17 protein-coding genes are annotated in these 23622 nt (G+C 44.0%); 3 read left to right on the top strand and 14 right to left on the bottom strand.

All coding sequences use genetic code 11. From position 1 onward, the window contains the following. Positions 1-296: 296 nt before the first annotated feature. From NSS67_RS05105 to ftsE, 4 genes are all read right to left on the bottom strand, one after another. On the bottom strand, positions 297-1763 hold the full coding sequence (locus NSS67_RS05105; protein WP_339318614.1) for a S41 family peptidase: 1467 nt from the start codon (positions 1761-1763) through the stop codon (positions 297-299). Between the two features lie 125 nt (positions 1764-1888). Beyond that, positions 1889-3190 (bottom strand): peptidoglycan DD-metalloendopeptidase family protein, encoded by a 1302-nt coding sequence (locus NSS67_RS05100; protein WP_339318613.1) that lies wholly within the window; start codon positions 3188-3190, stop codon positions 1889-1891. Between the two features lie 30 nt (positions 3191-3220). Next, positions 3221-4138: a permease-like cell division protein FtsX gene (gene ftsX, locus NSS67_RS05095; RefSeq protein WP_339318612.1), complete on the bottom strand. Its 918-nt coding sequence runs from the start codon at positions 4136-4138 to the stop codon at positions 3221-3223. Further along, positions 4128-4814: a cell division ATP-binding protein FtsE gene (gene ftsE / locus NSS67_RS05090; RefSeq protein WP_339318611.1), complete on the bottom strand. Its 687-nt coding sequence runs from the start codon at positions 4812-4814 to the stop codon at positions 4128-4130. Before ftsE ends, ftsX begins: the two co-directional genes overlap by 11 nt. Positions 4815-5044: 230 nt before the next feature. On the opposite strand from ftsE, the gene NSS67_RS05085 reads away from it, so the two are divergent. Next, positions 5045-6472, top strand: coding sequence for a VanW family protein (locus NSS67_RS05085; protein ID WP_339318610.1), 1428 nt, complete (start codon positions 5045-5047; stop codon positions 6470-6472). A 179-nt stretch (positions 6473-6651) separates the two neighbouring features. Further along, a complete protein-coding gene (locus NSS67_RS05080) occupies positions 6652-7053 on the top strand; it encodes a hypothetical protein (protein WP_339318609.1) in 402 nt (133 codons plus the stop codon). Between the two features lie 44 nt (positions 7054-7097). On the opposite strand, the gene NSS67_RS05075 is transcribed toward NSS67_RS05080, so the two are convergent. The 9 genes from NSS67_RS05075 to NSS67_RS05035 form a co-directional block, all read right to left on the bottom strand. After that, entirely contained in the window at positions 7098-7700 is a 603-nt protein-coding gene (locus NSS67_RS05075) for a DL-endopeptidase inhibitor IseA family protein (RefSeq protein WP_339318608.1), read from the bottom strand. A gap of 196 nt (positions 7701-7896) precedes the next feature. After that, positions 7897-8502, bottom strand: a complete 606-nt coding sequence (pilO, locus tag NSS67_RS05070; protein WP_339318607.1) for a type 4a pilus biogenesis protein PilO — start codon at positions 8500-8502, stop codon at positions 7897-7899. Beyond that, complete coding sequence (pilM, locus tag NSS67_RS05065; RefSeq protein WP_339318606.1) at positions 8486-10111, bottom strand: pilus assembly protein PilM; 1626 nt, start codon at positions 10109-10111, stop codon at positions 8486-8488. Before pilM ends, pilO begins: the two co-directional genes overlap by 17 nt. 159 nt (positions 10112-10270) lie before the next feature. Continuing rightward, positions 10271-11401: a transposase gene (locus NSS67_RS05060; protein ID WP_339318605.1), complete on the bottom strand. Its 1131-nt coding sequence runs from the start codon at positions 11399-11401 to the stop codon at positions 10271-10273. A 59-nt stretch (positions 11402-11460) separates the two neighbouring features. Further along, positions 11461-12210 (bottom strand): prepilin peptidase, encoded by a 750-nt coding sequence (locus NSS67_RS05055; protein ID WP_339318604.1) that lies wholly within the window; start codon positions 12208-12210, stop codon positions 11461-11463. A gap of 93 nt (positions 12211-12303) precedes the next feature. Continuing rightward, positions 12304-12786 carry a type II secretion system protein gene (locus tag NSS67_RS05050; protein WP_339318603.1) on the bottom strand — a complete coding sequence of 161 codons (483 nt, stop codon included), beginning with the start codon at positions 12784-12786 and terminating at the stop codon, positions 12304-12306. A gap of 166 nt (positions 12787-12952) precedes the next feature. Beyond that, on the bottom strand, positions 12953-14158 hold the full coding sequence (locus NSS67_RS05045) for a type II secretion system F family protein (protein ID WP_339318602.1): 1206 nt from the start codon (positions 14156-14158) through the stop codon (positions 12953-12955). Continuing rightward, positions 14158-15207, bottom strand: a complete 1050-nt coding sequence (locus tag NSS67_RS05040) for a type IV pilus twitching motility protein PilT (protein WP_339318601.1) — start codon at positions 15205-15207, stop codon at positions 14158-14160. The genes NSS67_RS05045 and NSS67_RS05040 overlap by 1 nt, the downstream gene beginning before the upstream one ends. 44 nt (positions 15208-15251) lie before the next feature. Further along, the gene (locus NSS67_RS05035; RefSeq protein ID WP_339318600.1) at positions 15252-16916 is read right to left on the bottom strand and encodes an ATPase, T2SS/T4P/T4SS family; all 1665 of its coding nucleotides are present in this window, start codon (positions 16914-16916) and stop codon (positions 15252-15254) included. A 375-nt stretch (positions 16917-17291) separates the two neighbouring features. On the opposite strand from NSS67_RS05035, the gene NSS67_RS05030 reads away from it, so the two are divergent. Beyond that, on the top strand, positions 17292-21737 hold the full coding sequence (locus NSS67_RS05030) for a DUF5057 domain-containing protein (RefSeq protein ID WP_339318599.1): 4446 nt from the start codon (positions 17292-17294) through the stop codon (positions 21735-21737). A 65-nt stretch (positions 21738-21802) separates the two neighbouring features. Here NSS67_RS05030 and NSS67_RS05025 read toward each other — a convergent pair whose 3' ends face one another. After that, complete coding sequence (locus NSS67_RS05025) at positions 21803-23611, bottom strand: hypothetical protein (RefSeq protein ID WP_339318598.1); 1809 nt, start codon at positions 23609-23611, stop codon at positions 21803-21805. Positions 23612-23622: the final 11 nt, after the last annotated feature.

Genomic DNA, 23622 nt, shown 5'->3' with positions numbered 1-23622 from the left:
AAGTGCAGCATTTTGTACAGATATCCTCTTCATTAAGCGCGAATACTGCAAATGTACAGGAATAACCTCACTTATAGTTCGAAAGCTCCTCATGGAGCAAGGATTACTGCAGATTCGCAGGAATTATTGTTTAGGTCATCCTCGTACCATTAAAAAAATGTATTATTGCAGGTTAATTCGCCGGTTATCTATACTAATTAGTCATCCATCAGCATCTTTGAGCTACACCGTGCGTGCGCTTATGCCCTTGATCGATTCTTATATTTAGAAAAAAAAGAAGGCTGAATTCAGCCTTCTTACTTTTTCGACGCTGCCGCCTTAATTTCCTTCTGAATTTCAGCAATCCCTTTATTCCGTTGGTTATCGTTAGCAGGATCCTGGATCACCTTGATCAGTGCCACCTCAAGCGCCTCCGCGGTCTTGGCATCGATCATACCTGTAACCTGAAGCTTCGCTTCACTCTGGAATTTCTTCACTGCGTTCTTAGTGCCAGCATCGAAATAGCCATCTTTTCGACCAGGCTTGTAGCCTAGACCGTCCAGCATCGTCTGTGCACTCTTCACATCAGCGTTGTTCATGTTATATTGCAGCGTCACGCTCTTGTTAATCGGAGCCACTGAGAAGTAATCCGGCTGCGCTACCGCGATATCCGGTTTAATTCCCTTGCCGTGGATCCATGTGCCGTCCGGCGTTAGCCATTTAGCGATGGTAACCTTCAGCAAGCTGCCGTCTCCGAGCTGTTTGTCAAAGCTCGTCTGCACCGTGCCTTTACCAAATGAATTATCTCCAATAAGCTTAGCACCCGCTGATTGCTGCAAGGCACCCGCCAATATTTCCGAGGCACTTGCGCTACCTTTATTCATCAGCACTACTACTGGATAAGCTTTACTTGATCCTTTGGAGGTGCTAACCTCGCGTTTTTTATCTTTGTACTCTATTTGTACTATGTTTTTGCCAGCTGGAACGAACTCTTCAGCCATCTCAATAACAATCGGGAGCACACCCCCTGGATCATTACGGACGTCAATGACAAGTCCCTTCATGCCTTGCTTCTCTAGCTTCCCAAGCTCTTCCTTAAATCGTTCTGCGGTATTTAAGGAGAACTGAGTGACCTCGATTACCCCAACCCCGTCTTTTTCCATGGTGGCGTAGACCGTCTCGAGCTTCACGTCATCCCGAGTAAGAACAAACTCCAGAGGCTCTACAGAGCCGGAACGTTGTATTTTCAAAGTGGCCTTACTGCCTTTAGGACCGCGTATCTTGGCAACAGCCGCATTCAGCTCCGTACCTTCCAGCGATTCTCCGTTAACGGACAGAATGATATCTTTGGCCTGAATTCCTGCTTTTTCAGCAGGCGAGCCCTTGATCGGGGAAACCACGACTACCTTGCCATTCTCCGAAGAGACTTCCGCACCGATGCCTGAGAAGGAACCCTCGATACTTTCTTCAAATTTCTCAGCGGTTTCCTTACCCATATAATTGGAATAAGGATCGCCCAGCGCTTCCATCATACCGTTGACAGCACCGTCTATCAGCTTCTCCCGATCCACCGTCTCGTAGTAATTACTCTCAATCAGACTAAGAGCAGTTCCAAGCTTCTGGGATTCCTTCTGCTGTAAGCCAGCAATCTGCAAAGCCGAGGCCAATCCTTGGCCTGCAGCTTGTCCAAAAACATGACTATAACCCGTCACACCCAAGGTCACCAGGCTACCACATAGCAAGGCGGCGACAATCATAAATGCCGCTGTGCTTTTTTTCAACATGATGTTTCCACCGTCCCTTCTTGTCCATCTCGTAAACAATACCCTATGTCCGTCCTGAAAGGTACGGTATCTCTTCCAGTATATGCCGTACAATCAAATAATATGAGTTATAAGTGCTTTAAAAATTAGAGATAAGGCATAGGATTTACTGGCTTACCGTCAATCCGCACTTCGAAATGAAGATGGGGACCCGTTGAATTACCTGTGGATCCGGATTCAGCTATCACATCGCCGCGATTGACTCTATCTCCATTGCTAACCTTAATACCGCCTTTGCGTATATGTCCGTAGAGGGTCCAAACTCCACCTCCATGATCAATAATTACGCAGTATCCGTAACCACTCCACCATTCAGCCAAGATAACCGTTCCGGAATCCGCCGCATGAATGTTGGTTCCCTGTCCAACTGCGAAGTCGACACCAGTGTGTACTTTGCCCCTCTCACCCGTGATCGGATGTGTCCGTGGCCCAAAAGGGGATGAAATTCTTGCTGATCCTACAGGAAGTAGAAACGGTCCATCTCCACCTGCATAAGCCGTTTCACTGGAGCTGGAGCTTGAACTACTGCTTCCTTTGCTAGCAGCAGCCTTCTTGGCAGCCGCCGCTGCTCGACGAGCTGCCTCTGCCTTGGCCGCTGCTGCTTTACGAGCCGCTTCCTCTGCCTTAATCTTATCCTTTTGCGTTTCCAGCGCAGAGCGTTCGCTTGCCAGTTTGACCAGCTTCTCATTCTGCTCTTCGCTTAGTTCATCGCCTTCTTGAATTTGCTTATCATAGAATGCGATAAGCTCCTGCTTCTCAGCTTCTTTCTCCTTCAGCAGACTTCTCTGTTGTTCCAGAGAAGTGTACAGTTGCTTGGCTTGAGCATATTGCCCCTCGAGCTCCTGTTTCTTCTCTACAACCGTCTGCTTGTCCAGCTTATGTTGAACTAGGAGCTCCTGATCCTGATCCACAATCATCTTAAGTGAATCTGCGCGGTCTAGAAAATCAGCGAAGCTTGTCGATGAGAGCAATACATCCAAGTAAGAAACCGCTCCATCGGTATACATTAACCGAACACGTGAACCTAAGACTTCCTCTCTGGAGGCGACTCGCGCCTCTGCTTTATCCAATTCCGTTGCGGTAACATTCAAAGATACTTCTGTATCGGAAATTTTGGTAGAGATTTCGGTCATTTTCCCCTTAACTTGATCCACTTGCTGTAATACATACTTCAGATTCAGATTCGTCTTATTCTTATAATGCTGTGCTTCCTGCGTTTGGGACGCCGCTTTCTCCTGCTGCGCCTTAGCTTCCTGCACCTCTTTTTGTAGCTGCTTTAACTGCTTGTCGATATCGGCAACACTTGTTTTCTTGGCATATCCGTCAGAGGGCTGGAATATAGTGACAGCTAGTAATATTACGGCTAGTCCGGCGGCAATCTTCTTCAACTCGCACTCCCCATCCTTCACTAAATAATATTAAACTTTCAAGAACCTACGTATTGAAACCGTACTTCCCCAGACGCCGATCAGCACGCCTAGCCCAATTAGCACTCCAAAGAACAGCATCCAAATATCACCAAATGGAATCAGCTGCAATTGGAGCATAGGATCGCCCTGTATGGAGGATTCCAAACTGCTGTAACCCAAATACAAGATACCCGAGGTGATGAGCGATCCGATCAGTCCGATCAATGCCCCTTCTATAAAGAAAGGCCAGCGAATAAAATAATTTGTCGCACCTACCAGCTTCATAATGCCAATCTCCTTACGACGAGCTAGAATCGTGACCCGAATTGTATTGGAGATGAGGAACATAGACATAAGAGCCAGTCCTGCTACAAAAATAAAACCAATGTTGCGTACGGCGCGCGTTATTTTGAACAAGGTTTCTATCGAGCCCTTACCATATTTCACTTTGTAAATAGGCTGCTGTTCAGCATATGTCTTGTTGAGTGCTTCAATCTTCTCAGCCACAAATGCTACCGTAGTAGGTTCAACAACTTCTACCTTAAGTGTATCTGGGAGAGGATTATTGTCTTCATCGAACCCTTCCAGAAGCTCGGCTGCATCTTTCCCCATATCTGCACGAAGATCTTTAAGACCTTGGTCCTTGGAGATGAACGTAATCTTGCTGACCTCCGGCATATTGCCAATTTCAGTCTGCAAAGTCTCACGCATCTTCTGATCTACATTTAGTGCCAAATGCACATTAATTTGTACCTGACTGTCTGCCTCATCCGCTACAGCATTCACATTTAGAACAAGAAGGATAAATACGCCTAGTATAAAAAGAGAGACGACAATGGAAATGATAGAAGCAATCGACATCCAGCCATTACGGAATACGCTTTTGAAGCCTTCCCGCATATGTCGCAAGAAGGTCTTAAAACTCATAGCCATATTCCCCTCTCGCCTGGTCTCTCACAATGTTTCCATTCTCAATTGCAAGCACGCGTTTTCGCATTTTGTTCACAATATCTCTATTATGGGTAGCCATTACAATCGTTGTTCCACGAAAATTAATTTCGTCCAGCAGCTGCATAATGCCCCATGAAGTCTCAGGGTCCAAGTTACCCGTAGGCTCGTCCGCAATAATAACAGATGGGTTGTTAACGATCGCACGTGCAATTGCAATTCGCTGCTGCTCTCCACCTGAAAGCTGTGAGGGTTCACGATTCGCTTTATTTTTAAGTCCAACCAGATCGAGAACTTCATTCACACGTTTCTTAATGACCTTCTTAGGCGCTTCAATAACCTCCATGGCAAAAGCGATATTCTCATACGCCGTCATCCTTGGCAGTAGCCGAAAGTCTTGAAACACAACGCCGATATTACGGCGCACATAAGGGATTTTGCGTTGTTTAAGCTTCCCTATGTTAAAGCCTCCTACAGAAATTTGGCCTTTAGTTGGCACTTCTTCTCTATAAATCAATTTCATAAAAGTAGATTTACCAGCGCCGGATGGACCGACAATATACACGAATTCGTTGCGGTCAATTTTTACTGAAACTCCTTGCAGTGCGTGAGTTCCGTTAGGGTATGTCTTCCATACGTCTTGCATTTCAATCATTTTCTCACTTCCCAATTATGACATTTTCCACTTGTGTGAATCGACAGGGTCTAGCGTAAGTTTCCATAAACTTCAATATTTCCGCAATGTATCTATTGTAACAAATCTGTAACCGATTGAGTACCCCGTAACTGCTCCACAATTCGAAAGTTTTGTAATGTCTGTACATATAAATAGAAAAAGCACCTACGGTGCTCGCTCGCAGATGCTATCCAGGAAGGAGATTAATCATGAAAAAAATCCATCTTGCCCTCATAGTAGTTACTGCACTCATTCTTATCTGTTCATTAATATATGGGGGACTATATCTATATGGTCATAAAAGCACGCTTCCAAAGGGTACAACCCTTGCCGGATGGGAGGTGGGCGGGCTGAACATCTCAGAGGTTCGCTCCGAGCTACAGAAGAAGCTCCCTGCCCTGGAAGCTGTCCCTCTTGTCCTGAAGGTCGAAGGAAATTCTGAGCTTACACTCAATCTTAAACAAGCCGGAATGACCTATGAAGCCGCAGCATTTGAGCGAGGTCTACAGGATCTTACAGAAGGCCAGCTATGGGATCGGGTAAAAGCGCGCTACAGCTTCCCCCAGAATTGGAGTCTTGAAGCCCATCTGGATATTGCACAATTACAGACCATCCTAAGTCCCGCTTGGGAGAGAGAATCCTTTGGAGATCCAGTGGATGCTACGCGGCGAATTACCGGAAATGATCGTGTAGTGTATACGCCCGATAAGACTTCCCTCGAGGTAGATTGGACAGGGATGATGACTTCACTATGGGCTGCTGCCCCCACTCGCTTTACTCGTCTGATTGCGCTACAGGAGAAGGGGATCACACTGGAAGTTCCTTTAACCATATTACAACCGGATATCACCCTAAATGCTTTAAAGGAGCAAGGCATTGAGCGAAAAATCATGCAATTTAGCACCTCTCTCGGGGCAAGTGGACCTGGACGCATCTACAACGTTGAAGCAGCGGCCAAAGCTGTGAACGGAACCGTGCTCCCACCTGGAGCCGTCTTTGACTATGGCAAAGCTATTGAAAAAGCAAAAATAGAATATGGCTTCCGCGAAGCGCCAGTAATCGTGAACGGTAAGCTACAGGCAGGTGTCGGCGGCGGAATCTGCCAAGTTTCCAGTACGCTGTACAACGCGGCTCTACGCACCGGACTGGAGATTGTGGAGCGGCGCAACCATTCTTTGCCGGTTAACTATCTACCCAAAGGCCAGGATGCGACATTCGCTGAAGGCTATATCAACTTCCGTTTTCGCAATACAACTGGCAAATATCTTGTCATTAAAGCGGCTGTGCAAGGCCGATCACTAACGATTAAGCTCTTCGGTACCTTTCCGCAAAATGTTACTTATAAAGTTCATTCACAAATTGTAGAGGTGCTGCCTCCAGTCGACAAGTACGTAAACGATCCTTCACTCCCCCGCGGAGGCACACGTGTTATACAAAATGGGAAAACCGGATATGTTGTGGAGACCTACAGCACCCGGTTTGTTGACGGTAAATCTACTGAAGTAAAAAAGCTCTCCCGCGATGTGTATTACGCGCAAAAACGATTAATCGCCATCAATCGCGGAGGCGTGAGTAAATCTGTAATTCCAGAAGTCCCTAGAAAGCAATTAGTAGAGGATGGCGTTCGTAGCGAATAGCGTACCCGTACCCATAATAAGCGCCTTCGGTGTCCCATAACAAAAAAAACGGTCAGACCCCTGAGGTCCGACCGTTTTTTCATATACTAATTTTACCTGTAGATGACCTTTCCCGACTTTAAAATTTACGATTCGGGGGTACATTAGAAGTAGACCTATAATCAGAAAGGATGAACACCATGTCAACAGCTCTTGTAAATGATCTCTCTAGTATTGTCCGCAGTGCACCTGCTATTTTTGCCTCACGTACCTGCAGAGAAGCCCTGCGCGTAATGTTCCAGCATCCAGAATCTAAATGCATCGTCGTCTGTAACGCCACGAATGAACCGCTTGGATTGTTAATGAGCGAACGTTTCTTTTTAAAAGCCACAGGAAGATCAGGGGTAGATCTGTTCTACAAAGAACCTGCCATGAAGCTTATGAACAAAACTCCACTCCTCTTTGATATCTCCACTCCAGTTGACGCCGTATTAGCTACTGCTATGAGCCGCCCAGATCCTATGAAGAATGATTGTGTCATTATTACCCGTAAAGGCAAATTCGCAGGTGTTGTCTATACCTCTGACCTGAAGCGCTGTTAATCGTAGCCCCTCCATCTTCCTTCCTCTTCTTCCTTCCCCTATCCTCAGAAAAGAATATCCGGCGACGTGTCGATTCTCCAGTATCCCTCCACTTTCTTCAGCTTCACATACACCGATTCACTGCTTCCCTGCGCTTCTGGATAAGGAACGGTTAGTTCAAATTCAGCGGTTGTCGCAGTCTTGGAGAGCATGCGGGCGGTGGCTTTTTCATACATCAATAAATTACCCAAATCTGCATTAACCTGCGACATCCTTCCGTTATGCTCCAAAAACTGAGTCTGCACATAATATGCTGCTGCATTGTGAGTGTAGGCCTTTTTTATGTAATTCATCAGCTTCGCCTTTGTGCCAATGTCACTGGAAAGATAACGGTACTCCTGTGCTTTGTACGTGAAGGTTTCGATCGGGAAAACATTCCCGCCTCGATTGCTATAGAAATAAAGAGCTCTTGCATGGACTACGAGCGGAATAATACTTTTCACCGTCAAATTATTGATGGTTGCAGGGCCCTCTTTCCCAGGCGCAGACACAGCCACCTTCTTGATTGCCGTGCTCCCTGCTGACGGCGAAGCTGCCATAACTCCCCCACCTGCTGAGATCAGGCCTATAGAAAGCGCCAACGAACCAATCATCCACTTTTTGTTCATTCGGAATTCCTCCTTTGTCATCTGAAAAATACAGGCGATAGCCACTGTTCCAGCTTATGCACCCCGCAAGCTAAAATACCCAATAATCAGAAGGATGAAAACGCATTTATATTCTTTTAGGTATGAAAAAACTCCACCCTCCTGATTTACAGGAAAAATGGAGTAGTGTAATTGAATTCATGCAATGGTGAGAAGCCTAATTGGAAGATGGAGTAGTAGCCTCAAAATAAGCGGTAAAAGCTACGTTCGCGGTCAAGATGCTTTCAGGACTATCATTAGATCGCTCTTCATAGGATTGTTGAAAATTAAACGAGTCTACATTCACGATACGGGGCAGCTTCTGTAAATCCTCCATCCACTGTCGTATACCCGTATACGTACCTTCTATTACCGCAGTCATTTTGATCTGTTTGACAGTCGGGAACAGTACTTCTGCTGAGCCTGTCATTTGCTGAATCGGATTAGCCTCATCCAAAATAAAGCTAACATCTTTTAGTCGCGCTTCTGAGGAAGTGCTAACTCCCCACAAATCAACGATCAAGCCTTCGCTGTCATCGCCTTTCGGGAGTGCTGCTAGAAGTTCTTGTTGTTCCGAATCCACAGAAGTAGCATCGCTTTTAAGTTCATTAATTTTAGTTTGGAGAATCTCTGCCTCCTTTTCCAGCTGGCTGATCTCGGCGTTCTGTGCAGATATTTCCTTATTGGTCGGCTGAACACCCAGCATATAAAAAGCAAACAGCATCAGGAACAGAATCAATACACCTAGTACAATTGGAGAGCGGTATTTATTGAACTGTTCCATCGCTGTTCACCTCCTCTTGGCTTGCATCCGTTCCATTTGTCTGTTGATTATTTGCTAATAAGTTTAATTTATAAATAGCAGTGTACATATTCGAAGAAGTTGTTGCATTCGTTGTTCCTTCGGTCAGCCTCTGAATAGGCGAATCCACTGTAAAAGACATCTGACGTAGTTGTCTTAAATAGTTAGAAGCATCCACCATCGTAGGTACATTTACAGTCAGGTCAATCGATGTTCGGTAGGTGTAGTTAATGTCACGGATAAAAGCACCCGCCGGCAATCCTTCAACTAGTTCATCCAGAATAGGAACAGCAAGTACCTTATTGTTCTGAATTTCTGCGATTGCCGTCTTCCGATCTAACTGCCCAGGTCCGCTGTTCTTAAGTTTCCCAAGCTCAACCTGTAGCATTAAACTGCGATCCTGTAAGCCTTGCAGCTCTTCTTTACCATTAGAGATTTGACCCTTATTGGCCGAAAAATAAATCCCCGTCCCAATCGTTCCCACCAGCCAGATCGCCACAAGACCCATGGTCACATAAGGGAATAATAACGTCTCCCGATCTTCTCTCGGTAGTAGGTCAATTGTGTCCACGCTGATACTGCTTTTTAGCGCTGTCCCTGCTGCAACTCGGTAATCATTTAGCTCGGGATCAGATACAGCATCTTTAGCCATCTGGTCTAGACTAATCGGTGTAATTTCGAGTTCTGCCAACGACTGCTGGAGCTCTAGGTCTAGCTGTTTACGAATGGAGGGGGCACCTGTTATGACTAAGTTTTTGATACGAGTTGAGCCATCGTGCAAGCTGTATTGGTAGAAGCTGAGCATCCGCGAGATTTCCGCGGTGATCTCCACCATTTGCTCCGGTGATAAGCGTTCTTCCACAGCAACTGCTGTTTCTGCCAAGGTCTCACTGTCTGCCATAAATTCCAATGCCGCAATATTTCTACCCTTATGAAGATCAAGCAAATTAATCGTGCGAATGAATACCGGATTTCCGCTTCTGAACATATAAATGTCCATGACCGATGGCTCTAAGTTAATCAGCATCGTTTCCGCAAAGCTCTCTCCGTGTCCAGTCGCTATACTACGTGCCAATGCCGTTGCCGAAATTTCAACACTGCTTATTCGTAGGCCCGCGCGCTCCAGAATTTCTACATAATCTTGAATTGATTTTCGCGGAGCGGCAAAAACAAGCAAATGGCTATGCTCCTCATCCACTTCGAGCGTTACATAGTCGTACACTGGATTTTCAAATGGCAGATGTAGCCCGGTCTCCACTTCCAGCTTCACAAGCTGTTCTACCTGTTTGTCGTTGGTACTTGGGATGCTCATTTTGCGGATGATGATCTGCGAAGGTGGAATAGACAAGGAAACCTTGCTGCCCCTTAACCCTTCCTTCTTCACCCACTCCCTGACCCGATCATACAGCGCCTCGCTATCCGCCACCTGATTCTCAATGATCATGCCTGGAAGGAGCGGGAGAAACCGTTTTTTGCGGACTTCCCATGACTGTTTATTCTTAAAACTAATGTAACGGATTCCGGTAGCTTCAATTGAAAGCCCGGCCACTTTAGGGCCTAATCCAAGCATATGATCGATGTCCGTTGCCAAAGACTTATAAAACTATCATAAACAAATACTAGATTATAAGTTTTGTTTGCTTCCTGCTTCTACGTATCCGATTTTGCCGAATGGCTACTTTCGTTTGATATGACACTCCACAGGCATAAATTCGGATGCAACGCGTCCTACATATTAGCGGTAACGAGATCATGTTAGATCGCTAATTGGTATTCCACAATTCGCAAGGTTGATTGCAGCATTCAAGTCTCTATCAATATGTAAGCCGCAAGTGCAGTGATATACTCGATCAGATAGTTTTAAGTCATTCTTTAGGGTTCCACAATTGGAACACATTTTTGAAGACGGATACCATCTGTCCGCTTCTACAAGTTCTATACCGTATTTGTCACACTTGTAGGTTAGCTTCACTTTGAAGTCGTGTAGTTTCTGCTCTTGTATGGCTTTAGATAGATGCTTGTTCTTCATCATCCCACTCACATTCAAGTCTTCGATGACGATTTTCGATGGCTTGGTTTTCACAATCGAATTTGTCACTTGGTGAATATGATTGTTACGGATATTCGCGAGCTTCCGGTGAAGCAAACGTATTTGTTTTTCCTGTTTTATAATGTTGCTTGTCTTGGCGAAACGGTTTCCCTCCTTGTTCATATCGTATTTACGAGAAACGCTTCTTTGCAACCTACGAAGGCGTTTCTTCGTCCAACGCACTACTTTTGTTTTGTTAATGTTCTTGTATCTTTCTCCATCTGAACGAACGGCTAAGTCCTTAATGCCCACATCGATACCTAGTGTAACATCCGTCAGTTCAGTGATGTGCATGTCTTGCTCGATACCTATAGCCAAATACCAGTACTTTCCATCAAAACTAACCCTCGGTTGTATATAACTAACGTCCATCGGGAGTGGTTCAGCCGTTTGAACCCAACCTACTTTCTCAATCAAGGCAATGCTGTCTTTTACTTTTAGCTTGACGTTATCGTTATAGAAAGCAGGCTTGGACTTCCTCTTACTCTTGAATCGTGGAAACTGTGCTTTTTTCTTGAAAAATCGTTTAAATGCTTCGCAAGCATCCTTAATCGCTTGTTTTGTCACGTTATTAGACACTTCAAAAAGCCAAGTCAGTTCCTCAGTTCGTTTCAATATCGTCAATTCTTTTCGTAAGTCACCATCGGGAATGAACTTACCGCCGTTCTTGTAGTTCTCGTGTTGTCTAGCCAATGCCCAGTTATATGCCCAACGTGCCGTCCCTGCAGACTTCCAAAGTTGTTTCAACTGTTCAGGTGTTGGAAGAAGTCTAACTTTCCTCGCTAGAATCATCCGATAACAACTCCTTAATCATCGTAAACTCATGTATGAGTACAATAGATGATCACCTCCTATCCGATGAGCGAGAGATACGCGCCAATGATGTGTGAACCATATCCGAAACTAATTAAAGCACCGATTGCTAACCATGGACCAAAAGGAACCGGTTGTTTGCGTTTGATGATACCGAGCAGCATTAGTAGCCCTCCAACCACACTTCCAAGCAGACAAGCCACCAAAAAAGCCAAAATCACATTCGGAAATCCTATCACCAAGCCCAGCAGCGCAAATAACTTCACATCTCCGGCACCCATCCCTCCTAACAAAACAAAGGGAATAAGGACACCTCCCCCAAGCACAGCTCCCAGTAAGTGATGCCATAGCGGTCCTTCTGGAAATAGCAATACAAGAATCAGCAGCAGCGGTAAAAAAAACAATAACACCTTGTTGGGAATCAGCATATACTTCAAATCCGCAACTGTCACGATAACCGCTAAACTCACAAGTACGTATCCGATAATCCCCTTGCCCGTCAGGCCAAATTGCAAGTATACCCATAGAAAAAGCAAACCCGTTACCGCTTCTCCTAGCGGATATAAAGGTGACACCCTTGTGCCGCAGTGACGGCACTTGCCTCCTGACAGCAGGTAGCTTATCACCGGAAACAAATCCCGTGCCTTCAGCCGCGTATTGCAGTTCGGGCAATGGGACGGTGGATTAAGCAACGATTCCTTAGCTGGCACCCGCAGTGCCACTACGTTATAAAAGGAGCCTAGAGTCAAGCCCAGTAATATGATGTAACTTGCGATGTATATCGTCATGGATGTCCTCTGTTGGCTTTCTGGATTTTAAAAAAGGAATCGGGAAGTCCGATTCCTTGGGGGTTCTCTTAATAATTTATTACTCCATCTTTATTAGTCTTTTCCATCTTCTTTTGGCGCTGCTGGTTCAGAACTTAGAACCTCAGCCGGCGTGAACTCTTTTTCTGTGCTATCTGCAAAAGTCACTGACAGAGCACTTAACTGACCTTCAGCATCAAATTCCACTGTCCCTCCTGTAATTGCAGCCTTTGTACTAGGCAGAACCAGATTTTCATCCAAATAACCAGTCCCCACTAAGTCTGTTGCCGGACTAGTTGCATTATCAATTGCAACCTCCTTACTGATAAAGTCTCCTTCCTGTTCACCAATTATATATAAACGAGCCGCATCATAAATTTGACGAGCAGTAGCCACATCAGAATCTTTTTTAGCATTAGATATTACATTCCCAATCAAAGGTATCGCAATAACCGCAATAATCCCCAAAATAACGATAACCGCCAATAACTCGATCAGCGTAAACCCCTTTTGATTTTCCTCTTTGCTCAATCTTCTCTTAATGGCTTGTGCTAACATTTTATTTCCCCCTCTAAGTGGTGTGTGATGATACTGCCTATATCTTTTATTTCCGTGAATCCCGCTACAATGCTCGTCCTTCCTTGTCTAGCGCCAGCAAAAGCTCTACGACCCTGCCCCGCTTCCCCGGCGTCACCCCTCTCAATATTTACAAGGAACAGCAAGTTCACATATTACCGTACAGACTGAACATCGGCAGCATAATGGCGGCCACAATCACACCTACAACACCTGCTAGAAAAGCAATCAATAGCGGTTCAAGCAGCGACTTCAGACGATCAACGGTATTTTCTACGTCCATCTCATAGAAATCCGCTACCTTAGACAACATCGTGTCGAGTGCCCCCGTCTCTTCACCAATCGCAATCATCTGTGTAACTAGCGGTGGGAAGACCCAAGCTTTTTTGAGAGGTTCAGAAAGTGGGTTTCCTTGTCTCAGCGAATCACCTGCACTTCGGATAAATCCCCCAATGACTTTGTTTCCTGCTACCTCTTCTACAATCACTAAGGATTGCAGGATCGGAACTGAGCTGGCATATAGTGAAGAAAAAGTACGCGTAAACTGAGCAATCGAACCTTTTTGATTCAGCTTGCCGAACACCGGAATCTTCAGCTTGGCATAATCGAGTGCGTAGGCACCCTTTTCCGTGCGTTTTGTAATCTGAAAAGCTATCACTAGGAGGAGAACTCCGAGTATCCAGAAATACCATTGACCTTGAATGCTTTTGCTAAGCGCTAATACCATCTTTGTAATCGCCGGAAGCTCAGCATTCATCGATTCGAACATCGTTACAAACTGTGGAACTATCGCCCAGAGGAGATATATAACCGCTCCAATCGCCATAACCCCGACCGTAATCGGGTAAGTGAGCGCAGACTTGATCTTCTCTGTCGTGGAGTGCTGCTTCTCAAAAAACATCGCCAGTCTGTCGAGCGTCCCCTCAATATCACCGGATTCCTCACCGGCACGGATCATGCTGACGAATAGCTGCGGGAAGATTTTCTTATGATCCTGAACAGCTTGTGAGAACGAGATACCCCGCATCAGGCTTGAATTCACTTCCACAAGTGCTTTACGGAGCGGTTTACTCTCAGTCTGCTCAGCCAAAATACGCGTTGCATCCACAATCGACACTCCTGCACGCATAAGCGTGGCAAACTGCCTACAATAAATGATGAAATGAAGCGGTTTGACTGGATTACCAATATAAATATCCATCGAAAGAATCGTTGTTTTTCGTTCGATCAGTGAGAATACCGTAAGGTTCCGTTTGCGTAGCTCCTCCATTGCTGTAGGTTTATCCGTTGCGGTTAGCTTTCCTTTAATGGATCTGCCTGCGGTTGTCTTTACTTGATATTCAAAAAGAGGCATCAGCCGCTCACCTCCGCCATAAATGCTTTTGCTGCAGCCGGGTGAATGAGTTCCTGCGATAGATACTCACGGATACTCATTTCCAACGTATGCATGCCTTGCGAGCGTCCGGTTTGCATCACATTTTTAATCTGATGTGTTTTATCTGTGCGAATGAGGTTGGCTACGGCTGGTGTATTCACTAAGATCTCTGTTGCACATATTCGCCCCCGCCCTCCAGCTCTTGGAAACAACCGCTGACTGACTACTGCCAGTAGAACTGAAGCTAGCTGTGAACGAATCTGCCCTTGCTGATGGCCTGGGAAAGCGTCAATAATTCGATCAATCGTCTGTGGTGCATCTGTTGTATGTAAGGTAGCCATCACTAAATGACCTGTCTCTGCGGCCGTAACCGCTGCTGAAATCGTCTCCAGATCCCGCATCTCTCCAACGAGAATAACATCCGGATCCTGACGTAACGCGGCACGTAGTCCGCTCGCAAAACTAGCAGTATCGCTGCCCACTTCACGTTGATCCACTAGACAGGTTCCATGACCATGCAGAAATTCTATAGGATCTTCTAGTGTCACAATATGCTTGCTTTCGGTCTTGTTAATGTAATTCAGCATAGCTGCTAACGTAGAGGATTTACCGCTGCCCGTAGGCCCTGTAACTAGAATCAAACCTTGTGGTTTAAGTGATAAAGTGGACAAAATCGGAGGCATCGTCAGCTGTTCTAGACTTGGAATCTCTGCTGGAATTGCCCGGGCAGCTATACTAATCTCCCCCCGCTGACGATAGATGTTCACCCGAAATCTTACGCCGCCATCCAGCGGATAAGAGAAATCCACCTCGCCTGCATTCCGAAATACTTCACTTCGTTCACTGCCAAGCAGCGCTTCTGCCATTTCTGCAGCTTCATCGGCTGTTACTGGTTCACCCTCAAGTGGGTGAATCGTTCCATCCATACGTATAACCGGAGGAGAGCCTACAGAAATATGTAAGTCGGAAGCTTTGGAGGAGTAAGCCGTCTGCAATAGTTGTCTAATATCGCGCGTAAATATAGGCATCGGCTGCTCCCCCTTGTTTTCAAATACTAGAAACCTAATGGACTTTAGTGTGAGACCGTCTCGCGCATCACTTCTTGTAACGTCGTAATTCCCTGACTAACTTTGAGGAGTCCGTCATCCATTAGTTGAACAAGTCCACGCGCTTTACCTGCCGCGCGCAATTCTTCTACTGAAGCAGTGTTCGTAATGAGCTGCCGTATGTGATCGTCAATGCTGAGCACCTCATGAATCGCTATTCGCCCACGATAACCAGAACTGCTACAGCTACCGCAACCTCGCCCACGATGCAGTTCATCCGCTGGCAATCCTAAGCTGCGTAGCATAATCGCTTCCTGTTCGGATGGTTTGTAGGTTTCTTTGCAATCGTTGCAGATTTTGCGAACGAGCCGCTGCGCTACCACACCAATTAGCGAAGAGGCAATTAAATAAGGCTCTACTCCCATATCTCGCAATCGAGAGACGGAGCTAATCGCATCGTTTGTATGTAAAGTAGACAACACTAGATGACCCGTTAATGAAGCACGAACCGCAATTTCAGCAGTCTCCGCATCCCGTATCTCACCGACCATTACAATATTCGGATCTTGCCGGAGAATCGAACGTAGCCCAGCCGCAAAGGTTAACCCAATAGCCGAGTTTACGTGCACCTGATTTACTCCTTCAAGCTGATATTCCACCGGATCTTCAACCGTGATAATATTTGCGCTTTCTACATTGAGTTGATTTAGTGCTGAATATAAAGTCGTTGTTTTCCCACTACCTGTAGGTCCCGTGATTAGCAAGATTCCATAAGGACGTGCGATCATTTCCTTAAAAGCTTCAGCATTCCCCTCACTGAATCCCAAAGCATCTACAGATTTAACCCCAGTACTCAAATCTAGCAACCGCAGCACGATCTTCTCTCCGTGCATCGTCGGCAATGAGGACACACGAATATCTACCATTTTGTAATCAAACTGCATTTTGATTCGCCCGTCTTGTGGCAAACGTCGTTCTGCGATATTTAGTCGGGCCATTATTTTCAGACGAGCGGTGATAAAGCCCTGCATCTGCTTAGGAATAATCCGCTCTGTCCGTAAGGTTCCATCAATGCGGTAGCGGATCGTTAAATTATTCTCACCTGGATCCATATGTATATCAGACGCCCGCAGAGCAACAGCCTGCTGAATCATCTGGTTGACCAAACGTACGATTGGAGAGTCCTCGTCTGTAATCTCCGTTTCTTCTATCTCTTCCTGTGTCGGGAGCTCTACTAGCATCTGATTCATAGAATCACGCATCCCATAATGACGCGCAATCGCCCTCTGCAGCTCATCCCTAGTGGAAATAGCAGGTTCGATCCGGAACCCTGTACTCATTCGTAAATCTTCTATCGCAAAATAATCCAGCGGATCGGCCATCGCAACCATCAGCTTACCGCCCTCTTTTAAGAACGGAAGCACCTGGTAACGCTTAGCCATACTTTCAGGAATAATCTGCGTAATCGCAGGATCAATCTGGTATTTAAATAAACTGACATGCGGAATGCCGAGCTGGAATTCAAGCACTTCAATCAGCTGCTGCTCCGTGATATAGCCTTGAGAGATGAGCAGATCGCCAAGCTTACGCTTGCTCTTACGCTGTTCCGCAAGTGCTTCAAGCAGCTGCTCCTGCGAAATAATATTATTTTCTACCAGCAAATCTCCAAGTCTCTTTTTCGCGATGGCCATGTCCGTTCAGCTCCATATGCCGTTATTGGTTATACCTTTATGCCGACCTCAATAATGGATAATGCTAGTAGAAAAAAGAAAATAAATTACCAGTTTAATTTCTACAAAAAAATTAAAATATTTTTTCCATAATTACGGATCCATGAATTTGTCCGACTAAAGTATTTTTCAACATACTTAGGACTTTAGTTATAAATTAATAGGTATATTTCAATAGATTTATGTTGTCTATCAATGCCGAATGTCCTAGAATGTATATAACATAGATTGGGAAATTTTACAACGAATTCAGCTGAAAAAGCTGTCGGAAACTAGCATATATAACACACGATACGACCATATCTGCCAATAGTTAACAACCAGGGAGAGATGACCATGAATTTCGCCAGTAACAAAAAGATTTATCTGTTTACAGTATCCATCCTACTTCTCCTTCTGCTTGTTCTACCTATCAAAAATCACTTCACAAATGTCGAAGCCAGTTCAAATGATTATCAGATTCGGATGCTGGAGGTTACAGAGAACGGGACCAGCGAGCTTACATCTCTAACAACGGGATTATCTAACTTCACGGTTGATACAATGAGTATAAAGCGCTTTGTGGCCCTGCGGGATGATCTGGACGGGAGATATGATGCGGTTTATATAGGGAGGGGGACTTACAGTACGAATAAGGTCTCTGGAAAAGACCATAATACTAAATCTGTCATGAACGACATAACTAATCTAAAAGCTAAAGAAATTACCGATTATTTTATTAACAAAGGGTTATATGTAATTTTCCACAAGCAGCCCTTCTCAGCTCCAACACAGAACGGAATTTTATATAAGACCTTTAATACATACCAGGCATTAACCCCAAAATCCAATGTTCTATTCTTCAATGATTCTGAGTTAAATGCCTTTATCTCCGAATTGAAAAAAAGTAATTCCACTTATTTGTCCAAATTGAAGCAAAGACCTCAACTAGAGATTACTAACAAGAGTCAAATTATCGAATACGGTGCGACTGTACCCAAGATCTATACGCCCGGCGATGAGCTCACATTCAAGTTCAAAGTTTCAAATGTTAATTTAGGAACAAATCCTATACTTGTTAAGCTCTATCTGGGCTTAGATAAGTCCATAAAAATGACTGAAGATCAAGTCGTTGCTACCACGTCCTTGAGCACTTCGCCAGCCGGTGAAATCAAATATAAGATTCCTAAGACTTATTCAGGTCTATTATATTGGAAGCTAGAGGCGGTAGATTCTCTGAATCAAAAGGTTCTAAGTGATTTCACTACCGGTACTATCCAATTTAAGGGTAAGAAGACGATGGTTAATGTATTGCAGATATTACCTGATGGAAATAATGACAGCCAACTCATTAATAATGAATTAGTAATGGATTCCAGTTTTCTAAATAGCCTAGACAAAGACTACGAACTGGTTATCGATACAAAAACAATGACTCAATTCAACGATTACATTAAGAATAAGGAAAGTTCTACACCAAAATACGGTTTGAACGGCACATACGACATGCTCCTATTTGGATTCCGGGATATATACAATGAAAAAGCTCCAATTAACGAACTTTCGGCGGATGCCGTATTAAAATTCATAAATGAAACTAAACAATCTGCCATGTTCACTCACGATACTATTTATATTAACACCAGCAACAACAATAGCAGCCAATGGACGAAGAAGTTCCAAGGAATTACCGGTCAAACCACCCCTCAGACCAACTTGGGATTAAATGCTCCAAGCACATCAACATCTATTACTCCTGTGAATGATGGGTTACTCACACAATATCCTTTTAATTTAAGTGTTCAAGATGGTAGGAATACTGTAGCCAGTACACATAATCAATATTTCACCCTTGACTTAGAGGACCCCTCAGTGACCCCTTGGTACAATATCACTGGTAGTAACCGGGATAGCAATGATAGCTGGAACCATTACTATACGTATTCAAAAGGAAATGTGACTTACTCAGGAACCGGACATATCATTGGAACATCTTATAAAAAAAATGAAGCAACGTCTTTTCCAAAGTGGGAACAAAAGTTGTTCGTAAATACGATGTACCGTGCATTTACAGGTGCTAATCATGCTCCGGAAATCACAGTGCACACACCCTCTGACAACAGTATAAAGCCTTCGTATCAGAACCAACTGGTCGTCAGTTATACAGTCGATGACTGGGATTTGAAGGACAAGAACCTATTTACCAGTGTAAAGTTTAAACAAAACGACAATGTAATTGCCGGCTACATAATGAACGAGAAGGCAATTTTATCTGGAGAGACAGTTACTCAGGCTTTTAACAACCCTCTCCCTGCAGGTGGAAATCTTCAAATCGAGATTACTGCTTGGGATAAACAAGGCGCACTCTCAACTAAAATCGTAAACGTGACTGTACAAAAGATCGATTCGAACCTCACGATTCAACGTACACAGCCTTCCGCTACTGTTGAGAAGGGTAAGCCGATTATATTTACGTACACTGTAACGCCAAACTCTGTTCCCTATCTTGCTGTTGATCCCGGTGAACAAGGAATTAATAACCTAGTGATTTCAGACGTTCAGTTTGAAGAAAAGTTTCCTCCGAATTTGGAATTTAGCGAACCTCTCCCGGATGGTATGACCAAGAGCGGTACTTTAAGCACAGGATATACTTTAACTAAAAATCTAGGAAACATCACTTACAAGTTAACAGAGAGTAACAACGTCAAATCTTATACGCCAGAAAACAGTACTACTATCTCTTTTAGTCTTATAGCAGTTCCGCAGGAAAAGAAGTTATACCTGCTAGATAATTCAAAAATCACTTATGAGGATATTCATGCAGAGGCACTTACTTTTCCTGGATCCAGCGCTCCAATCACTTCACTCGGCATAGCTAATGATCATTCAATCTTTATGCTAGAGAACATTGATTTTCGAAACATTGGATTCACCAATAACTGGCGCATAGCAGCAGGCGGGAATATATATATCAACTCTTTTGGTGTAGGGCAATCATTAACGAATACCAAAACTACTGCGACTATTGTAGCAGGTGGAAACCTGAGCTTAGATGGCGGTACACTGAATGGGATGGCTTATTACGGAGGTAGTATAACTGCTCCAGATTACCTCCTTAAACAAACCCTGCATAAAGATAAGTTCATTAATTTCGCTGAGGTTGCGAAAGGCCTGAAAAGTCGCTCCTTATCGTATGCAACATTACCGGAGACTGCCAAACCAACAGGTCCAGAGCACACCATCACTCTAAAAGGGATTGATCCTAACCTTAACGTCTTTTATTTATCACCAATCAATGGAAATATTAAAAGTCTGAACATTAATACACCACCTAGTTCCACTACTGTTGTCAATATTCCTGGACAGAATGTAACCGTCAGCAATGGTTCCAATACCCTCGAGGGAGTGCGCAGTAATAACGTTTTATACAATTTTTATGAAGCTACTTCATTGAACCTACATGGATACAAAATCTATGGTTCAATTCTGGCTCCATTAGCAAATATATCTTTTACAGGTGATATTGTTGGCTCGGTAATCGGAAAATCCATCTCTCAATATAATGGTGGGCACAGTATTGAGCTATCTTCATTCACTGGGAATTTACCGAATCCGACACCAGTCATACGGGACCGGGTAACAATAAGCTTCTCGCCGATCTCCTTTGAAGCGATCGTTAAAGTAGCAAGCATTCAACTTCAAGATACTCGAATTCGGATAGGTAGTGAACTGAAACTTCTACCCGTTATAACGCCTGAGGATGCCAACAATAAAGAAGTAATTTGGTTGTCGTTGCAGCCAGATGTTGTATCAGTTACAGAGACAGGGGTCATTACAGGTCTGAGAGCTGGAGCTGAAGCAGCAACATTAGTGATTACAGCAAGAGATGTAAGAAACGATGGAAGTAGGGTTTCTACCACTGTATTAGTAACTGTGGTTTCACCTGATTTAACTATTAAGGGAGCAGATCACGCTATAGTCGGCGAGAAAATTCCCTTCGAAGCCAGCTATGAGCCCTTTGAAGAAACGATAACCGGCTACGAATGGTCCATCAAGCCAGGATCTAATTCAGCCGATGCAACGATAACCAAGAATCCTGATTCATCCATCGGAAGTAACGCCACCTTGCAGGCTAAACAATCTGGATTTGTAACTATTGTAGCTACGGTGAAAACAACCCGGAAGCCTGATGGAGCCGATACTGATGAACATACAATTAAAATTACTAATCCTGTTCGTGAAATACGGATTAACGGTGATTCTTTTGTGAATATTGGAAGTGAGATCCCGTTAAATGTGTCTGTCGTTCTGCTTGCAGAGAATTCCGATTCTGTTCAATACGAATGGAGCCTCGAAGGTAACGGCAGCAATTATGCAACATTCGTACCTTCTCCTGATAACAAATCAATAATGTTAAAGGGCAACGTGTTTACCAAATCAATCAAGGTTAAAGTGATGGTGGTGGACTCTGCCCCTGTGATTGAAGCCTTTAAAGAAATAGCAATTGGTGTTAAATTAATTAACCTATCCTTACCTGCAACATACAAAATAGGAGTTGGGTCTGATAATTCCAGAGATTTATTTAATAACGAACTTGTGCTTTGGCCAGGAAGTTTAATCAAGAATGACTTTAAAGATAAACTCCTCTGGACAAGCAGCAACACAGCTATCCTGGAAGTTTCAGCAGATGGTAAAATAACCGGTCTAAAGAAGGGGAAAGCCACTATTACTGTTTCGTATATTGAAGACCCTAAAATCCAAGCCTCTGTAGAGGTGATTGTAGAGAACGAAGATCGTTACTAAAAAGGCAAAACCCCCGAGTCGCAAAGTTTAGCGCCTCGGGGGTTTATTTGCTCCATATTCAATTGCTATTCTAACTGCATGTCTTCTACGCTAATATTCACTGTCTTGACACGGGGAAGTCCGGCGTTCTGATCCTGAAAGACCTGATCATTATACGCTGCCTTAAACCGGATTAAATTTCTATTGTTGTCTATTGCAATCATATTCTCTTTCTCTACAGCTGTTCCCCGTACAGCATTTATAGTAAGATCTCCCTTCGCAAAAAAACCTCCGCTAAGTGAGAACATGGACCCCACTCCGTATAATTCTGCATCTGAATCTGTATAGAAAAAAGCATCTAGCTTGGTAGGGGTGTTAGTGAAGGCGGCCAAGCGATTAATAAGTATTGGCCCACGGGAGATTAATACTAGCTCCTTGCCATCCAATCCTTGAAGTGTTGCATCTTCAACCAAAGTAGTATGTTCGGTAATCCCATCAATAGTCGAGGGTTCTTTCAGTACAAACATGGTAGAATCAAATTTAACATTCCCCCGAATCTCTACCTTTCCTGTCACCAAAACATTAGCAAGTATCTCTACTGCTTTTTCTTTACCAAAGTTATCAATGATTAAATTCCCATCAACAATAAACCACTTACGAGGTGATGATAAGTTTTTATCATTCTCTGAATATAAAATTCCCGGAAAATCATTACTACCGTCAAGATTCAGATTTCCTTTATAAATAACAGATTTTTGGGGACCCTTTATAATATTTACTTTTGTAGTAAAGTTATTCACCGCTTTATCATAGGCCAACTGAGCTTCAGGTGTATCATCCTGGAGAACCGGCTTAATCAAGTCAGCCTGTTCAATAGCGTCAAAATTATAAAGATTCATACCCATTAAATACGATGCTAGGCTCCCTGTAGCAAGCTTATTCCGAATCGCAGTTCTGTCAGCACCCGGTCCTATTGCTTCTGCTACTTTGTCTACAAATGAGCCCTCTACATTGACCTCTACAAATGTCCGACGACTTCGAATTCCCACCTTATCTTGAGGGATCTTACCTGTCATTATAGTTTCCTTTGTAATATCAGAAGCCTTTAACTCACTTTTACCATCTTCTCGATATATAAGCTTATCAAGGGATTGAACATACGCCATACCGTCTAACTCAAAGGGAGACGATATAAGGCTATGAAAATTTTTCTTATAGGTGTACTCCGCCTTGTCGCTAACAATTAGTTTACCCCCTGCGTAAATATCACCAATAATTGAGGGTGATCCATTAATCGTAAGATTGTTTTCTGACCCTATAGTGTATTTAAGAAAGTCAGGAAAAGTATCAATAAATACCCTTTGTTTAAGGTTACGCTTGACCCCGTTAACTTCAGCCTCCGAGTTGATAGTCACTATGTATTTGACCAACGTTTCAGTTCCAATCGTCCTCTCTAACGCATATGTAATTCCACTTATTTTTCCACTTGCGTTTGCCAGATCAGTACTTGCCTTAAGACCTGCCGAAGGTGTATCTGGAGTGGTTTTCAGTGTAGTCAAAAAATTATTTATCGACTGATCCAGTTCTGCTTGGCTCATATCTCTATTCGTCTCTATCTCTTTATTTAATCTCGACGTAATATACGCCACAGCCTCATCAAGCGTTTTTTCAGCTAAGTGTAGACTTTGCACATCATTTTTACGCGTCTCTGTACGCTGTGCACCACCTATTGTCGCGCTCAGCACACTCAATCCTAGAATAGTAAGAAGTAGTAGAATGAACATTACCAATACAAGTGCCGAACCTCTCTCTTCCTTTAAATGGTTTAACTTGATATGAGCTTTCTTGATATGAGCTTTCTTGACATAGGCATACCTGGTAGGTTGTCCCGTCATTATGTGTTTCC

The organism is Paenibacillus sp. FSL R10-2734, from assembly GCF_037963865.1.
GTDB lineage: Bacteria > Bacillota > Bacilli > Paenibacillales > Paenibacillaceae > Paenibacillus_AQ.
The sequence above is the reverse complement of the archived record's forward strand: the minus strand, read 5'-3'. Positions and strand labels throughout refer to the sequence as shown.

Coding starts and splice junctions, on each gene's coding strand:
- NSS67_RS05105 (WP_339318614.1), bottom strand. CDS start 1,763: ATGTTGAAAAAAAGCACAGCGGCATTTATGATTGTCGCCGCCTTGCTA.
- ftsX (WP_339318612.1), bottom strand. CDS start 4,138: ATGAGTTTTAAGACCTTCTTGCGACATATGCGGGAAGGCTTCAAAAGC.
- ftsE (WP_339318611.1), bottom strand. CDS start 4,814: ATGATTGAAATGCAAGACGTATGGAAGACATACCCTAACGGAACTCAC.
- NSS67_RS05085 (WP_339318610.1), top strand. CDS start 5,045: ATGAAAAAAATCCATCTTGCCCTCATAGTAGTTACTGCACTCATTCTT.
- NSS67_RS05080 (WP_339318609.1), top strand. CDS start 6,652: ATGTCAACAGCTCTTGTAAATGATCTCTCTAGTATTGTCCGCAGTGCA.
- NSS67_RS05075 (WP_339318608.1), bottom strand. CDS start 7,700: ATGAACAAAAAGTGGATGATTGGTTCGTTGGCGCTTTCTATAGGCCTG.
- pilO (WP_339318607.1), bottom strand. CDS start 8,502: ATGGAACAGTTCAATAAATACCGCTCTCCAATTGTACTAGGTGTATTG.
- NSS67_RS05060 (WP_339318605.1), bottom strand. CDS start 11,401: ATGATTCTAGCGAGGAAAGTTAGACTTCTTCCAACACCTGAACAGTTG.
- NSS67_RS05055 (WP_339318604.1), bottom strand. CDS start 12,210: ATGACGATATACATCGCAAGTTACATCATATTACTGGGCTTGACTCTA.
- NSS67_RS05050 (WP_339318603.1), bottom strand. CDS start 12,786: ATGTTAGCACAAGCCATTAAGAGAAGATTGAGCAAAGAGGAAAATCAA.
- NSS67_RS05045 (WP_339318602.1), bottom strand. CDS start 14,158: ATGCCTCTTTTTGAATATCAAGTAAAGACAACCGCAGGCAGATCCATT.
- NSS67_RS05040 (WP_339318601.1), bottom strand. CDS start 15,207: ATGCCTATATTTACGCGCGATATTAGACAACTATTGCAGACGGCTTAC.
- NSS67_RS05035 (WP_339318600.1), bottom strand. CDS start 16,916: ATGGCCATCGCGAAAAAGAGACTTGGAGATTTGCTGGTAGAAAATAAT.
- NSS67_RS05030 (WP_339318599.1), top strand. CDS start 17,292: ATGAATTTCGCCAGTAACAAAAAGATTTATCTGTTTACAGTATCCATC.
- NSS67_RS05025 (WP_339318598.1), bottom strand. CDS start 23,611: ATGACGGGACAACCTACCAGGTATGCCTATGTCAAGAAAGCTCATATC.